16 protein-coding genes are annotated in these 14,864 nt (G+C 37.4%); 13 read left to right on the top strand and 3 right to left on the bottom strand.

Annotation, left to right across the window (positions count from 1 at the left end):
• Positions 1-39 precede the first annotated feature (39 nt).
• The 4 genes from ACWPVE_RS05770 to ACWPVE_RS05755 are packed head-to-tail and all read left to right on the top strand — an operon-like array spanning position 40 to position 3,363.
• A complete protein-coding gene (locus ACWPVE_RS05770; protein WP_453991538.1) occupies positions 40-984 on the top strand; it encodes an ABC transporter permease in 945 nt (314 codons plus the stop codon).
• Positions 981-1,823, top strand: coding sequence for an ABC transporter permease (locus ACWPVE_RS05765; protein WP_453991536.1), 843 nt, complete (start codon positions 981-983; stop codon positions 1,821-1,823). The genes ACWPVE_RS05770 and ACWPVE_RS05765 overlap by 4 nt, the downstream gene beginning before the upstream one ends.
• Positions 1,824-1,841: 18 nt before the next feature.
• Positions 1,842-2,765 carry an ABC transporter ATP-binding protein gene (locus ACWPVE_RS05760; protein WP_453991534.1) on the top strand — a complete coding sequence of 308 codons (924 nt, stop codon included), beginning with the start codon at positions 1,842-1,844 and terminating at the stop codon, positions 2,763-2,765.
• Complete coding sequence (locus ACWPVE_RS05755) at positions 2,755-3,363, top strand: ABC transporter ATP-binding protein (RefSeq protein WP_453991532.1); 609 nt, start codon at positions 2,755-2,757, stop codon at positions 3,361-3,363. The genes ACWPVE_RS05760 and ACWPVE_RS05755 overlap by 11 nt, the downstream gene beginning before the upstream one ends.
• Positions 3,364-3,669: 306 nt before the next feature.
• Here the strand turns inward: ACWPVE_RS05755 and ACWPVE_RS05750 are convergent, their stop codons facing one another.
• Complete coding sequence (locus ACWPVE_RS05750; RefSeq protein WP_453991530.1) at positions 3,670-3,858, bottom strand: hypothetical protein; 189 nt, start codon at positions 3,856-3,858, stop codon at positions 3,670-3,672.
• A gap of 96 nt (positions 3,859-3,954) precedes the next feature.
• Positions 3,955-4,239, bottom strand: coding sequence for a hypothetical protein (locus ACWPVE_RS05745; protein ID WP_453991528.1), 285 nt, complete (start codon positions 4,237-4,239; stop codon positions 3,955-3,957).
• A gap of 144 nt (positions 4,240-4,383) precedes the next feature.
• Here ACWPVE_RS05745 and ACWPVE_RS05740 point away from each other — a divergent pair, with 144 nt between their 5' ends.
• The 8 genes from ACWPVE_RS05740 (at position 4,384) to rbsB (ending at position 11,693) form a co-directional block, all read left to right on the top strand.
• Entirely contained in the window at positions 4,384-4,896 is a 513-nt protein-coding gene (locus ACWPVE_RS05740; protein WP_453991526.1) for a DUF3189 family protein, read from the top strand.
• A 74-nt stretch (positions 4,897-4,970) separates the two neighbouring features.
• A complete protein-coding gene (gene truA / locus ACWPVE_RS05735) occupies positions 4,971-5,708 on the top strand; it encodes a tRNA pseudouridine(38-40) synthase TruA (RefSeq protein ID WP_453991524.1) in 738 nt (245 codons plus the stop codon).
• Positions 5,709-6,034: 326 nt separating this feature from the next.
• A complete protein-coding gene (locus ACWPVE_RS05730) occupies positions 6,035-7,021 on the top strand; it encodes a LacI family DNA-binding transcriptional regulator (protein ID WP_453991522.1) in 987 nt (328 codons plus the stop codon).
• The gene (rbsK, locus tag ACWPVE_RS05725) at positions 7,014-7,892 is read left to right on the top strand and encodes a ribokinase (RefSeq protein ID WP_453991520.1); all 879 of its coding nucleotides are present in this window, start codon (positions 7,014-7,016) and stop codon (positions 7,890-7,892) included. The genes ACWPVE_RS05730 and rbsK overlap by 8 nt, the downstream gene beginning before the upstream one ends.
• A gap of 1 nt (position 7,893) precedes the next feature.
• Positions 7,894-8,289 (top strand): D-ribose pyranase, encoded by a 396-nt coding sequence (rbsD, locus tag ACWPVE_RS05720; protein WP_453991518.1) that lies wholly within the window; start codon positions 7,894-7,896, stop codon positions 8,287-8,289.
• Between the two features lie 17 nt (positions 8,290-8,306).
• Positions 8,307-9,788 carry a sugar ABC transporter ATP-binding protein gene (locus ACWPVE_RS05715; RefSeq protein ID WP_453991516.1) on the top strand — a complete coding sequence of 494 codons (1,482 nt, stop codon included), beginning with the start codon at positions 8,307-8,309 and terminating at the stop codon, positions 9,786-9,788.
• A 10-nt stretch (positions 9,789-9,798) separates the two neighbouring features.
• On the top strand, positions 9,799-10,755 hold the full coding sequence (gene rbsC / locus ACWPVE_RS05710; RefSeq protein ID WP_453997380.1) for a ribose ABC transporter permease RbsC: 957 nt from the start codon (positions 9,799-9,801) through the stop codon (positions 10,753-10,755).
• 17 nt (positions 10,756-10,772) lie between these two features.
• Positions 10,773-11,693: a ribose ABC transporter substrate-binding protein RbsB gene (gene rbsB / locus ACWPVE_RS05705; protein ID WP_453991514.1), complete on the top strand. Its 921-nt coding sequence runs from the start codon at positions 10,773-10,775 to the stop codon at positions 11,691-11,693.
• A gap of 270 nt (positions 11,694-11,963) precedes the next feature.
• Here the strand turns inward: rbsB and ACWPVE_RS05700 are convergent, their stop codons facing one another.
• Positions 11,964-13,661, bottom strand: coding sequence for a M3 family oligoendopeptidase (locus ACWPVE_RS05700; protein ID WP_453991512.1), 1,698 nt, complete (start codon positions 13,659-13,661; stop codon positions 11,964-11,966).
• A 278-nt stretch (positions 13,662-13,939) separates the two neighbouring features.
• On the opposite strand from ACWPVE_RS05700, the gene ACWPVE_RS05695 reads away from it, so the two are divergent.
• Entirely contained in the window at positions 13,940-14,851 is a 912-nt protein-coding gene (locus ACWPVE_RS05695) for a polysaccharide deacetylase family protein (RefSeq protein ID WP_453991510.1), read from the top strand.
• Positions 14,852-14,864: the final 13 nt, after the last annotated feature.

The raw sequence follows: 14,864 nt of genomic DNA, 5'->3' as shown, positions 1-14,864 counted from the left end.
AAAAGTTTTGGAAAATACTTGTTGTTAAAAGGAGTAAGAATGGCGTCTTTGCTAGTCGCCATTTGTTTCATTTCCTTTCTGTTAATAAAAAATTCTCCGATTGATCCGATACAAGCCTATATTGGTGCGGATCTCTTGAAGGTTGGACCTGAACAGCGAGAAATGATCGCACAATATTGGGGACTTGATCAGCCAGTAATGGTGCAATTCTTTAGTTGGGGTACAGCTTTGTTACATGGGGATTTAGGTACTTCTATGATTTATCGTCGTCCTGTAGCTGATATCATTGGTGAACGCTTTATAAATTCATTGGCTCTCATGCTATCAGCTTGGCTTTTATCTGGAGTCATTGGTTTTATCATGGGTGTAATGGCTGCAATGAAACGAGGTACGTGGGTTGATCGATTGATTAAATGGTACTGCTTTACATTAGCCTCAACTCCAACCTTTTGGATGGGGCTTCTGATCCTGATCGTTTTTGCTGTTTGGTTAAAATGGTTCCCAATTGGTATGGGAGTTCCAGCAGGTGTTCTTGCAGAAGATGTAACGCTAGCGGATAGAATCAAACATCTCATTCTCCCAGCACTCACATTGAGTATAGTTGGTGTTGCAAACATTGCGATGCATACAAGGCAGAAATTGATTGATGTTATGGCTAGTGATTATGTCTTATTCGCAAGGGCGAGAGGTGAACGAGGCATTATCTTATTTTGGAGACACGGATTAAGAAATGTAGCCTTACCAGCGATAACCTTGCAATTTGCAGCTTTTAGTGAATTATTTGGTGGTGCAGTGCTAGCTGAGCAAGTCTTTTCATATCCTGGACTTGGACAGGCAACGGTTGAAGCAGGCTTAAGAGGAGATGTACCCCTATTATTAGGCTTAGTTATTTTTAGCACTCTATTTGTGTTTGTTGGAAATCTAGTAGCAGATATCATCTACCAAATCGTTGATCCGAGGATAAGGGAGGGACATTCGAAATGAATCAGATTCGTAGTGGACGATTCCCTCTAAATAGAAGGCAGTGGACATTATTGTCAATTCTACTAGCCTTTGCTTTCGTACTTACAGTGATACTAGGAAGTTTTTTAGTAGAGGAAGGAAAGTTAGCGGCCGATCTTCAAAATCGAAATGCGTCTCCTACCTTCCATCATCTGTTTGGGACAGATTGGTTAGGAAGAGATATGTTTACCCGAACGGTTATGGGTCTTTCATTAAGTATTTGGGTTGGCCTGATTGGAGCGATTGGGAGTACGGCAATTGCTCTCATTCTAGGCATGGCAGCAACACTTGGAAAAGTAGCTGATCTGATTGTCACGTGGCTTATTGATTTATTTTTAAGTGTGCCTCATCTTGTCACTCTCATCTTAATTGCTTTTACATTGGGAGGCGGATTTAAGGGAATTGTAATTGGGCTTGCTTTAACCCATTGGCCAAGTTTAGCTCGTGTGATTCGAGCAGAGGTTTTGCAAGTTCGTTCTGCAGAATATGTTCAAATCTCTCAGAAAATGGGGAAATCCAAATGGTGGGTTGCGATCCATCATATTCTACCCCATGTGTTTCCACAACTTTTAATTGGTTTTATGCTCATGTTTCCACATGTTATTTTACATGAAGCAGCCATAACATTTTTAGGATTAGGGATGTCTCCTCATGAACCTGCAATTGGGATTATTCTTTCCGAATCGATGAAATACTTGTCTTCTGGTATGTGGTGGCTTGCCTTTTTCCCAGGGCTAAGTTTGCTGTTGATTGTGAGGGCATTTGATCATATTGGAGAAAACATCAGAATGCTAATGGATCCAGTTAGAGCACATGATTAATCGTAGAGGAGTTGTGAAATGCCAATCCTTGAAGTAGAGAATTTATCTGTTTCGTTTAAGCAATACAAAGCTTTTAAACAGGTTCATAATCAAGTGATTTCGAGCTTGAATATTGCAATAGAAGAAGGTGAAATCCTTGCTGTTGTTGGGGCAAGTGGATCAGGGAAAAGCCTGTTGGCACATGCCATTTTGGGTATTCTTCCAAGCAATGCAAGGACAAGTGGAACAATTAAATATGAAGGTGAAATATTAACCCCTAATCGTCAAAAAGCGTTAAGGGGAAAGGAAATCGCAATTGTCCCTCAGTCGGTAAGTTTTCTGGATCCATTAATGCGAGTTGGCAAACAAGTGCGGACATCTGTGAAAGGAAATAAAGATGCAACCGAAGTTCAACGTAAGGTGTTTGAACGCTATCATTTAAGAAAAGAAGTTGAAACAATGTATCCGTTTCAGCTTTCTGGCGGGATGGCACGGCGAGTACTTCTCTCAACTGCGATGGTGAGCGGAGCGAAAGTGATTATTGCAGATGAGCCTACCCCAGGCCTGGATCCTGTCGTCATGAAAGAGGCGTTGCAGAATATCCGAGAGTTTGCTGATAACGGGAGTGCGGTCATGTTCATTACACATGATATCGAATCCGCCCTTCAAATTGCGGATAAAATTGCTGTTTTTTATGCTGGAACGACTGTTGAAATCGCTCCAGTTGAAAATTTTCTGGATAAGGGAGAGGCGTTAAGACATCCTTACACGAAGGCGTTGTGGAGAGCCCTTCCCCAAAATGAGTTTATTCCAATTCCAGGTTCTCAGCCCCACCCAAACGAATTGCCTAAGGGATGTTTATTCGCTCCTCGATGTGCGATGGCTACCCCTGAATGCCGAGAAAAGAATCCAGAAATGAGAGAACTCAGGGATGGAATGGTGAGGTGTTTCCATGCAAATTGAAGCAAAAGGGATTGGATTTCGTTATGAAAATGGACCATGGCTGTTTCAAGATGTCGATTTAACGTTAAGGCCAGGTGAAATCGTAGGAATCACAGGACCAAGTGGTTGCGGAAAGTCAACATTTTGTAGACTATTAGCGGGGTTTCAACAGCCAGTTAAGGGAAATATAACGGTCGGTGGAGAACCATTACGAAACAGTGGCTATCAACCGATTCAATTAATCTTTCAGCATCCAGAAAAAGCCGTTAATCCTCGTTGGAAGATGAAAAAAATACTGAATGAAGGATGGAAACCAGATCAAGAGCTACTCGATCTATTTGGGATTAAGAAAGAGTGGCTCGAGCGCTGGCCCAATGAGTTATCTGGAGGAGAGCTTCAGCGATTTTGTGTCGCAAGAGCATTGGGACCAAACACACGCTTCTTGATTGCCGATGAGATGACAACTATGCTAGATGCCATTACACAAGCTCAAATCTGGGATGCTGTACTACAAATTGCCAGAAAAAGAGACATGGGGATAGTCGTTGTCAGTCATGAAGCGAAGTTGATTGAAAGAATTTGTCATCGGAAGATCCAGCTCTGTAATAATCCTTTATAAGAATACATGAATCATGATATAGTCCTTTTGTTAAGTAGGGTACTAAAGTAAAAAATGACGTAATCAAAGAGTTAAGAAATTAGTTGAAGTGTTTTTAACTGAAAGCTGTCGGTAGACAGCTTTACTTTTTACTTAACATAGACAAGTTAGGATATAAAAACGTTTTTTCATCATTTCAAAAAAAGAAAGGTTATTACATTTAAAAGTATATTTTTTACATACAAGTGTAAAAAAACTTAACCAACAGAAAAACAAAAACTACCCCAAAAGGGTAGTTCCTAGATAAAAGTATTACAAGCCCATTACCTATTTTTTTTCATCTTTTTTTACATCGTCTTCTTCACTACCAACTTTTAGTTTGATATTCTCACCGTTGTTTTTATCTTGTTCTGAGGAATTATTTTTCTTATGATCTGATTCTTCTTTTGATGGAGCACATCCAACTAACATAATAGCTGTAACAATATTTATAAGAAATACCCATTTTTTCTTCAAGAAGGATTCCCCCAAAGTTATTAAATTTATCAATAAATATCTTACATCAAAATTTCTTATATAACTCCTAAGCAAAACAAATAGTCCCTTTTCGGGCTATTCATTCTCCTGTTCATTTCTAAATGCCAAAATAGAGGTTTTTAAAGATGCGTATGAACCTATTGCGGCAGAACCATAAAACCACCCCATAAATATCCCAGCAGCTAGATTGTGTCGGTGACTAATAAAAATGGATATTCCTAATCCTAAAATAGTTGCAATAGTAGGTATGTATTTTTTTGGAACTTTCAAAAGACTTTTTATTAGTTGTGTAACAACCAATACGACGGGAACGGCGATGACAGCATCCCAAACATTTGTATGTATTGTAGGAAAATCCATCGTACATATCACCTCTCCTATTGAGTGTTTCCTACTTTCTTTTTTTTATTAATCCGTTAAGTGTAAGAATTAAGTAGGAATGAGTGAATGTTCAAATAGGTGGTGATAATATGTATAATTCACTAATATTAAAAGGGTGGTTTTGTGATATATATTTATGATGATTATGCGGGGACACACAGTACGGCACTAGCTGCAGCGTATCATTTGAAAAAATTACCTACTAATCGAAAGCTAACGAAAGAAGAAATATTACAAGTTGACTATTTTAATAAATTATCGAAGGATGACTTTGGTAAACTTATTTATCATGGATGTGATGAAGAGGGTAATGCTGTTTATACGATTGGTCGAAAAAGGAATAAGTTAGTGATTCCAGCATTAAAAAACATAAGTGTATTAATGCAACAAAAATATGGAGTACATGAAAAAATTATTTTTTCCAATACATCTCCAACTGTTCCATTTGCAATGACGATGGGAGGATTATTTTCTCGAGGGTTACATATTGACTTTATTGGGGTTCCCTTATTAGTGTTAGGGGCGAAACAATGCTGTAATAATATTCTCCAACTTGTTGAGTACACAAAGGAAGTTGGTAGATCGTCAAATGAAAAAATAATTGTGTTAGAGAACAAAAGTTTTAAATCAATATAATAAGAGAGCGTATTTTTTAACTATATATTATGATTGATATTAAACCGATAAAGTATATAAACAAGGAGAAAGTAATGAACAATTATAAATTAACCATTCAGTACGACGGTGGCCGTTACAAGGGTTGGCAACGTCTTGGTAACAGTGACAAAACGATCCAAGGAAAAATTGAAAATGTATTATCTGAGTTGGCAGGAGAAAAGATTGAAATCATCGGGTCTGGAAGAACAGATGCAGGTGTACATGCTCTAGGTCAAATTGCTAATTTTAAGATGCGTAACAATGCAACAGAAGATGAAGTAATGCATTATTTAAATAAATATCTACCGAATGATATTAGTGTCGTCGATGTTACGCTAACTCATGATCGTTTTCATGCGCGCTATAATGCGAAAGATAAAACCTATTTATATAAAATTTGGAATATGCCATATACACATCCTTTTATGAGAAAGTACAGTATGCATGTGGAGGAAAAGCTTGATATCGAAAAAATGAGAAAAGCATCTCAATATTTTCTAGGTAAGCATGACTTTACATCCTATTCCAATGCAAAGTCGAAGAAAAAGTCGATGGTACGTGAAATATACTCACTTAAGATAGATGAAAATGAGGGCTTTATCGAGATTAAAATAAGAGGTAACGGCTTCCTTTACAATATGGTGAGAAAAATTGTCGGGACGTTAATCGAAGTTGGATTAGAAGAGAAGGATGCTACCTCAATCCCTAGTATTCTCGAATCCAAAGAAAGAATTCAAACTGGTCGCATGGCGGATGCAGAGGGGTTGTACTTGGAAAAGGTTGGCTTTTAACCAAACCCGTAGTTTCAACTACTAATGAAGAAAAAACATAAAAGTACTGATTGTTTTTATTTAACAGCTATTTTTAAATCTAACAAAAGGTGATAGGCTCCCCTAAAGGGACAGATGAGATTAATCATCTGTTCACCTTAAGGGGAGTTATTTTTTAGCTAAAGGTATACTAGACCCTACTCACTATGATTATGTCTTTGGAGGCAAACCAAAACAGTCAATTTAAAAATAAATATTGTATCACTAAAAAAATTATGCTAACATACTATCTGTAACCGGTTACACAATCGGATTACATAGCAGGTTACTCATTGTGGGGTGAATGAATGGCTACGATACGAGATGTCGCGAAGAGAGCCGGAGTATCCGTGGCGACTGTTTCAAGAGTACTTAACAATAAAGGCTATGCACATGAAGATACTAGGAAATTAGTAAATGAAGCAATTAAAGAATTAAACTATAAACCAAATGAAGTGGCAAGATCGCTTTTTAAGAAAAAATCAAGATTAATCGGATTATTACTTCCAGATATCCGAAATCCATTTTTTCCTGAGCTAGCTCGGGGAGTAGAGGATGAAGTGCAAGAACAAGGGCTTCATTTAATTATTGGTAATGCCGATGAAAAACCTGAGAAAGAAATCGATTATATACAGACCTTTAAGCAAAATAATGTAACAGGTGTTATCTCAGCTAGAGCCCAGGTAGATACAAAACATTATGAAGACTTATCTTTTCCTGTAGTATTTCTAGACCGTAATACAAATAGTTATCCTTCTGTTTATGCAGATGGTTTTGCTGGAGGAAGATTAGCAGCTAAAGAAATAATCAGACGTGGTAGCAAACGAATTGCTGTCCTTAGAGGTCCCATGGAAATGCGAACGGCGCAGGATAGATTTAAAGGTGCTGTTGAAGAACTTTGTAATTCGAATGTGGATTTTCAAGTGATCTCCTCATCTTTCAGCTTTAATGATGCTGAAAGAGTTGCAAAAACTTTATTTGACAATTTTCCAGATACTGATGGTGTAATTGCAAGTAATGATCTAAGTGCGGCAGCAGTGTTACATGAAGCACTTAGGAGGGGAAAATCAATTCCAGAGGATTTGCAAATTATCGGCTACGATGATATTCCACTTAGCAAATTGCTATATCCACCACTCTCTACCATTAGGCAACCAGCCTATGATATGGGAAGAGAAGCAGCAAAATTGTTGATAAAAATAATTGAAAAACAACCAATAACCGAAAAAAATATTCAAATGCCAGTGGCTTTTATTGAACGAGAAACGACAAGAAGGGTTGAGAAAGATGGTTAAAATGACTGTAATTGGAAGTTCGTCTATAGATTTAGTTGTAACCGCTTCAAAGCGTCCAATGAAAGGAGAAACAATTCTTGGTGAGAGTTTTAAGACAGTACCTGGTGGCAAGGGCGCCAACCAGGCTGTCGCAGCTGCCCGACTAGGCGCTGAAGTGTCAATGGTAGGATGTGTAGGGAATGATGGATTTGGTGAAGAGATAATCAAGAATTTTACTGAAAATCATGTTCTTATAAACAATGTGGAACGGGTTACACATTTTGAAACAGGGACAGCACATATTACGCTTGCAGATGGTGATAACAGCATCATCGTGGTAAAAGGTGCTAATGATGCTGTCACACCTGATTTTGTTGAAAAAGCAATAGATACAATACGTACATCCAATATTGTATTAATCCAGCAAGAAATTCCTGAGGAAACGGTGGAATATGTGGCAGAAATTTGTTTTGCAAATGATGTTCCACTCTTACTTAATCCAGCACCGGCTCGACCTATTAAAACATCGGTGATAGAAAAGGCAACTTATATAACGCCAAATGAAACAGAGGCATCAATCCTTTTTGAAAACGAGGATATTCATGAAGTATTAAAAAAGTATCCAAATAAATTATTAGTTACAGAAGGTAAAAACGGAGTCCGTTATCACGATGGTGAAAAAGAAGTGGTTGTTCCATCGTACTCTGTTGAGGCTGTTGATACAACAGGGGCAGGGGATACATTTAATGCTGCATTTGCTGTTGCAGTAGCGGAAGGAAAAAACATTCAAGATAGTATTCGTTTTGCTAATCGTGCTGCATCATTATCTGTAACAAAATTTGGTGCACAGGGTGGCATGCCAACAAGAGAAGAAGTTGAAGGGTGTTTATAAAATGAAGCGTTTAGGAATATTAAACAGTCATATTTCCAAGGTTTTAACCGACCTTGGGCATACAGATTTTATTGTAATAGCGGATGCAGGCCTACCTATTCCAGAAGGAGTTACGAAAATTGATTTAGCGATCAAACCTGGCTTTCCTTCATTTAATGATGTCGTACATGCAGTTGCAGAAGATATGGTCATTGAAAAAGTGGTGATTGCCTCTGAGATTGAACGTGAAAACCCTGAACAAGCGGGCATTTTAAAAGAAAAATTTGCAGAGTTACCAATAGAACAAGTTTCCCATGAGGAATTTAAGCAATTAACGAAACAAGCAAAGGCAGTTATTCGTACGGGCGAAATTAAACCATATGCGAACTGTATATTGCAATCAGGAGTATTTTTCTAATAATTGAGGTGATTAACATGCAAATTATGATGGAAAACATCTATAAAGCATTTGGTACCAATCAAGTTTTGACAGGTGTTGATTTTGAATTAGAAGCTGGAGAAGTACACGCCCTAATGGGGGAAAATGGCGCTGGTAAATCGACTATGATGAATGTATTGACTGGGCTACATTCTCGCGATAAAGGAACGATCACAATTGATGGGAAAGAAACCTATTTTAAGAACCCTAAAGAAGCAGAGCAATTTGGGATTACGTTTATTCATCAAGAATTGAATATTTGGCCTGATATGACTGTTCTAGAAAACTTGTTTATTGGAAAAGAACTAAAAAATTCATTTGGTCTTTTAAGAACCAAAGAGATGAAAGCGCTAGCCAAGAAACAGTTTAATAGATTAGCGGTAAACATTTCTTTAGATAAGGAAGCAGGGTCTTGCTCTGTTGGAGAACAGCAAATGATTGAAATCGCAAAGGCTTTAATGACGGATGCAAAGGTCATAATTATGGATGAACCAACAGCAGCATTAACTGAAAGGGAAATAAGTAAACTTTTTGAAGTGATTGCTTCATTGAAAAAAGAAGGCGTATCCATTGTCTATATTTCTCATCGAATGGAAGAGATTTTTACGATTTGTGACAGGATTACAGTAATGCGTGATGGAAAAACAGTTGATACAAAAGCAATTCCCGAAACAAACTTTGATAAGGTTGTACGTAAAATGGTTGGACGGGAATTAACCGATCGATTTCCTAAACGAAATCCAACCCCTGGCGATACAGTTCTTCAAGTAAAGGGTTTAACGAAAAAAGGAAAATTTGAAGATGTATGTTTTTCTGTTAAAGCAGGAGAGATTGTTGGGGTATCTGGATTAATGGGAGCTGGTAGGACTGAAATCATGAGAGCTATTTTCGGTCTGGATCCAATCGATAAAGGAGAGATTTGGCTGAACGGTGAGAAAGTAACGATTAAATCACCAGAACAAGCTGTTAAATCTGGAATTGGATTTATTACTGAAGATCGAAAAGATGAAGGGTTAATTCTCGATTTTTCAATAAAAGATAATATGGTGTTACCAACCCTATCAAGCTTTGCTCCCAAAGGGATTATTAATGAAAAAGATGAATCTGATTTTGTCCAAATGTTAATCAAACGGCTAACTGTTAAGACCGAGTCAGCAGAAATTGCAGTTGGCAAGTTATCCGGTGGAAATCAGCAAAAAGTGGTCATTGCTAAGTGGGTTGGCATAGGTCCGAAAATACTAATATTAGATGAACCAACTAGGGGAGTAGATGTTGGAGCAAAACGAGAAATTTATCAATTGATGAATGAACTTACCGATCGAGGCGTGGCAATCATTATGGTATCTTCCGAATTACCTGAAATCCTGGGTATGAGTGATCGAATTCTCGTCGTACATGAAGGAAAAGTGACAGGCGAATTAATGAAAGAAGATGCGTCTCAAGAAAAAATTATGACATTAGCAACAGGAGGTCAGTAACATGAATTCCATGAATGCAGGAGTAAAACCTACTAAGACAACGATGATGAATACTATCACTCAAAAGTTAGGACCGTTTTTAGGTTTAATTTTATTAATTGTAATCGTTTCTGTATTAAATCCTAGCTTTCTAGAACCATTAAATATTTTAAATCTATTACGGCAGGTTTCCATTAATGCACTAATAGCCTTTGGTATGACTTTTGTTATCTTAACAGGTGGGATTGATCTATCTGTCGGAGCTATTCTGGCTTTATCGAGTGCTTTAACGGCAGGAATGATTGTATCAGGTGTAGACCCGATTCTTGCTATTTTTATAGGTTGTATTCTCGGTGGTTTGATGGGAATTGTTAACGGATTGTTCATTACAAAAGGAAAAATGGCTCCGTTTATTGTGACACTAGCAACAATGACAATCTTTAGGGGACTTACACTTGTTTATACTGGTGGTAACCCAATTACTGGACTTGGGGAAAATGAATTATTTCAATTATTTGGACGCGGTTATTTTCTTGGAATACCTGTTCCAGCCATCACAATGATGATCACATTTATTGTACTTTATATAGTCCTTCACAAAACTCCATTTGGACGTAAAACATATGCAATTGGTGGAAATGAAAAAGCCGCCCTTATTTCAGGGATTAAAGTACCGAGAGTAAAAGTCATGATTTATGGCCTTTCAGGAATGCTTGCAGCTTTAGCTGGAGCAATTCTAACATCTCGTTTAAATTCAGCTCAACCAACTGCAGGTACATCATACGAACTTGATGCAATTGCTGCAGTTGTACTAGGTGGGACAAGCTTAGCGGGTGGTAAAGGAAGAATTGTTGGGACATTGATTGGTGCTTTAATTATCGGGACATTAAACAATGGATTGAATCTACTTGGAGTATCATCGTTTTATCAAATGGTCGTGAAGGGGATCGTAATATTATTTGCTGTATTACTTGACCGTAAGAAATAGCATAAGGAGAGATTTAGATGAAAAAATTAATCGTTGTATGTTTATCACTAACACTTTTGCTCCTAAGTGCTTGTTCAATGGAACCTCCTGAGTGGGCAAAACCAGATAAAAAAGATAGTTTGGAAGATATAAAAATAGGTTTATCAGTTTCTACATTAAATAACCCATTTTTTGTTTCCTTAAAAGATGGGGTGGTTAATGAAGCAGAAGCTTTGGGAATGGAAGTCATAATTGTCGATGCGCAGAATGATTCCGCTAAGCAAGTAAATGATGTAGAAGATCTAATCCAGCAAGGTGTAGATGCTCTACTCATTAATCCAACCGATTCTGCTGCCATTTCAACAGCGGTTCAATCAGCTAATAATATTGGGATACCAGTGATTACTTTGGACCGTTCTGCTGATAACGGAAAAGTAGAGACATTAGTTGCTTCGGATAATATAAAAGGCGGGGAAATGGCTGCCAACTATATAGTAGAAAAGCTAGGTAAAGATGTGCTTGTCGCTGAATTAGAAGGAGTGCCTGGGGCATCTGCAACTCGTGAACGGGGTCAGGGATTTCATAATGTTGCAGATCAACAATTAAATGTAACCGCAAAACAAGCGGCTGATTTTGATCGGACAAAGGGCTTGACTGTGATGGAAAATCTATTGCAAGCAAATCCAGATATTAAAGCTGTGTTTGCACATAATGATGAAATGGCATTAGGAGCGTTAGAAGCGATTAATAGCTCTGGAAAAGATATTAAGGTCATCGGATTTGATGGAAATGAAGATGCACTCAATGCAATAAAAGCAGGGAAAATGGAAGCAACAGTAGCTCAACAACCAGATTTAATTGGAAAGTTAGCTATAGATGCTGCAAGAGATATCTTGCAAGGGAATAAAGTTGAGGAACTCATTGCAGCTCCATTAAAAATGGTAACAATCGATCAATAAAACGAGTTGTAATAAAGTATAGAATGTATCTCGTCAATCATTCTATACTCTTCCCATTCACAAAATCGACCCTTATTTCGTCAGGTTAAATGGACGAAGTATGGGTCTTTTAGCTAGTACCCTATTATTCTGACAGTGAACAAAATCCTTTCCTACTTTCACCCTTCACACAAAAAAGCACAACTAGAAAAACTCACTAGTTGTACCTCAATTTGGGGAACACTTCCTGAATGGACCATATTTAGAACCGTCCTAAGTGTTCCAACTATCTTAATGAATCTCTTGAATAACTTTTTCTAGGAATTCACCCATTCGCTTAACCGCTGGCTCTGTAAAATCAAAGTCTACCCCAGTTTCTTGATAAATAGCTGCGATCGATTGATTGTAGTCCGCACCTGCGCCTTTTTTAAAGGCTTCGATAGCTTGCTCAGGGTTCTTTTGATAATTTTCAAGTAATTGTAGTGCACCAAGCATTGAAATGGAGTATTCAATATTATAGAAAGGTACTTCGAAATAATGTAAAGTGCCTATCCAGCTCATTCCAATTACTTCTTCTAGCCCAGACGTATCGACTGGATGTAAGCCATAGCGTTTTGAGATTTCAAAGTATTTTTCATCACGCTCTTTTGCTGTATGTTGAGGATTCGTATACATCCAATGCTGGAAGAGGTCTCCAGATAATGGACCATATAACATTGTAAATGCTCGTTTTAACTCTTCACGTTGTGCATTCTTAAAATCTTCCTCATCTGGATAAAAACGATCAAGTTTATCCAGAAGGAGCAATTCCATCCCATGCGAATACAATTCAGCCACTTCCATACGATGTTGATAGTCTTCAATAGGTCCGTGTTTGGAAAACTCGAGGTATCCATTCACCGCATGGCCCATTTCATGAATTAATGCAATTAAAGAAAAGAAGGAAGGGCTAAAGTTCGCAAACACAAAGGTATCTCCTGAAACAGGTAAGGAAGTACAGAAGCCACCAGGGCTTTTTCCTTTTCGGTCGCCGAGATCTAGTAACCCATTTTCTCTCATGTAATCGAAACGATCTTTAAAATATGGATCGGTCTTCCCTAGCATTTCAGAAACACCATCCATAAGCTCTGTCACTTCTGAGTAAGGTGGTTTTTTCATCAACTTTGCGGAGTTATCCCAAGGGCGATAGGTATCGACACCAAGCTTGGACTTAAAGACGTCTGCAAGTCGATCCCATGCGGGGATAATATGCTTTTCTACATTCTCATGAAAATCATAACAATCTTGGACACTGTACTCGCGATTTTTAGCTACAAACATATAATCACGATAATTTTCAAAACCTGCGTTTAATGCAATTTGATGACGTAGTTGAACGAGCTCATCCATAATGGCATCCATTTCGGGTTTAATTTGACGAAAGGTAGATCCTATCTTGACATATGCTTTTTCTCTTACAGCCCTATCAAGATTATCAAGTTGGGATTGGATAAATGGAAAAGGTTTTTCTTCTCCCTCCCATTCAACGGTTAATCCTCCCATGATTTCACTATATCTCGTACATAACTCTTGTTCTCGCACCATTAATGGAATGTTTTCTTCTCTGAACAGTTTCATTTTGGACTCGCGAACTCGTCGCATCAATCCATAACGTTTTTCATCCAATTGATTTACATATGGAGATCCACAGAATTTCTCATTCAATTTTGCTTCATATTTCATTAGAAGAGGTTGAATAACCTGCTGATCGTGAAGGTATGTTGATTTGATGTCTGCGTCCTCCGTATTTCGATAGAAGTCGACTTGGTGACCTGTCATTGCCTCAGTGATCTTAACCATTAAATCCTTTTCGCTTTGCACCCATTTTTCTAGGTCAGAAGTGGATTCTATCGGAACCTCGAGTAAACCTTGAATTTGGGCTTCGACTTCTTTTACATCTTTTAGGTCAATCAATTCTTTATAGTATGTATGTCTTATTTCTTGTGTCATTGGAAATGCTCCTTCCCTTTGGACGATTTGAACTATTCTTAATAATCATATGATAGATTTCTAGTTAAAATCCAGCTTTTTCAAAAAAATAATGGGATGACGTGAAGAAGCCTTGTGTAAAAGTTTTTATTTACTCAAAAACTATTATCAGATTGTTAGTAAATCTCTTTAATTAAATATAGCACTTATGATATGGTAAATAAGTAGTGTAAAAATTTTGTAGAATTATGAAATTAATTGTAAAAAATAAATAGCAATCTGGTGATGGGGGATAAAAAGTGCGTAGTCGTAAGAGGTTAAATAGAAGAGGGAAGATTGCAGTTTCGGTTCTTTTCATTGTTCTGATTGTACTTATATCAGGACTTTTTGGTGATAATCAAAAGAAATTAGCGAAAGAAAAAGATAATCAAGCTGAGAATACAATGGCTGTGATCCCGTTTTCCGTTGAGCCTTTGGTAGCTTTTACTGATTCAACTTTAAGCCGATCTATTATTGAAAGTACAAACGAAAAAAGTGAAGTTACTAGAAAAAAAGAGTATGCAAAGCAAAATAAAATCGACCAAAAGGAAAATGCCATTTATCTGACCTTTGATGATGGACCAACAAATGTTACAGACGAATTATTGGATATCTTAAGTGATTATCACATGAATGCTACATTTTTTATGGTCGGCCCAAATATAAAACAATATCCAGAAGTTGTGAAACGTATGCACGAAGAGGGATTTGGTCTTGCCTTACATGGAATGACTCATGATGTATACAAGATTTACCGTAACGAAACTGCTCCATTAGAAGAAATGTTGGAAAACCAAGAGATTTTAAGTGAAGTTACAGGGATGAGTACTGAAGTGATTCGATTACCCTATGGAAGTATCCCTTATTTAACAGAAGGAATGCGTTATATGTTAGCCCAATATAATTTTAAGATTTGGGATTGGAATGTTGATAGTCTTGATTGGAAGCTGAACAATAAAAGCTATGTTCAACATACAATTCAAGAAATTGAAGAAATGAAACAAAAAGGATTAACCCCAGTCATCCTTCTTCATGATAGACAAGAGACCGTAAAGCATTTACCTAAATTATTATCTTATTTGAAAGAACAAGGCTATAAAACAAAAATATTAACTAACGACTCTCCTCCATTAACATTTCCATGTGAAGGGCGATGTCGTCCAGTTAAGTAAGTGGGAGGTACCT

The organism is Bacillus nitroreducens (assembly GCF_964021195.1).
This window is presented reverse-complemented; position numbering and strand designations above follow the sequence as displayed.

What these genes read in the sequence shown, in the direction of transcription:
- ACWPVE_RS05770 (WP_453991538.1), top strand. Translation starts at nt 40, where the DNA reads ATGGCGTCTTTGCTAGTCGCCATTTGTTTCATTTCCTTTCTGTTAATA.
- ACWPVE_RS05765 (WP_453991536.1), top strand. Translation starts at nt 981, where the DNA reads ATGAATCAGATTCGTAGTGGACGATTCCCTCTAAATAGAAGGCAGTGG.
- ACWPVE_RS05760 (WP_453991534.1), top strand. Translation starts at nt 1,842, where the DNA reads ATGCCAATCCTTGAAGTAGAGAATTTATCTGTTTCGTTTAAGCAATAC.
- ACWPVE_RS05755 (WP_453991532.1), top strand. Translation starts at nt 2,755, where the DNA reads ATGCAAATTGAAGCAAAAGGGATTGGATTTCGTTATGAAAATGGACCA.
- ACWPVE_RS05745 (WP_453991528.1), bottom strand. Translation starts at nt 4,239, where the DNA reads ATGGATTTTCCTACAATACATACAAATGTTTGGGATGCTGTCATCGCC.
- truA (WP_453991524.1), top strand. Translation starts at nt 4,971, where the DNA reads ATGAACAATTATAAATTAACCATTCAGTACGACGGTGGCCGTTACAAG.
- ACWPVE_RS05730 (WP_453991522.1), top strand. Translation starts at nt 6,035, where the DNA reads ATGGCTACGATACGAGATGTCGCGAAGAGAGCCGGAGTATCCGTGGCG.
- rbsK (WP_453991520.1), top strand. Translation starts at nt 7,014, where the DNA reads ATGGTTAAAATGACTGTAATTGGAAGTTCGTCTATAGATTTAGTTGTA.
- rbsD (WP_453991518.1), top strand. Translation starts at nt 7,894, where the DNA reads ATGAAGCGTTTAGGAATATTAAACAGTCATATTTCCAAGGTTTTAACC.
- ACWPVE_RS05715 (WP_453991516.1), top strand. Translation starts at nt 8,307, where the DNA reads ATGCAAATTATGATGGAAAACATCTATAAAGCATTTGGTACCAATCAA.
- rbsC (WP_453997380.1), top strand. Translation starts at nt 9,799, where the DNA reads ATGAATGCAGGAGTAAAACCTACTAAGACAACGATGATGAATACTATC.
- rbsB (WP_453991514.1), top strand. Translation starts at nt 10,773, where the DNA reads ATGAAAAAATTAATCGTTGTATGTTTATCACTAACACTTTTGCTCCTA.
- ACWPVE_RS05700 (WP_453991512.1), bottom strand. Translation starts at nt 13,661, where the DNA reads ATGACACAAGAAATAAGACATACATACTATAAAGAATTGATTGACCTA.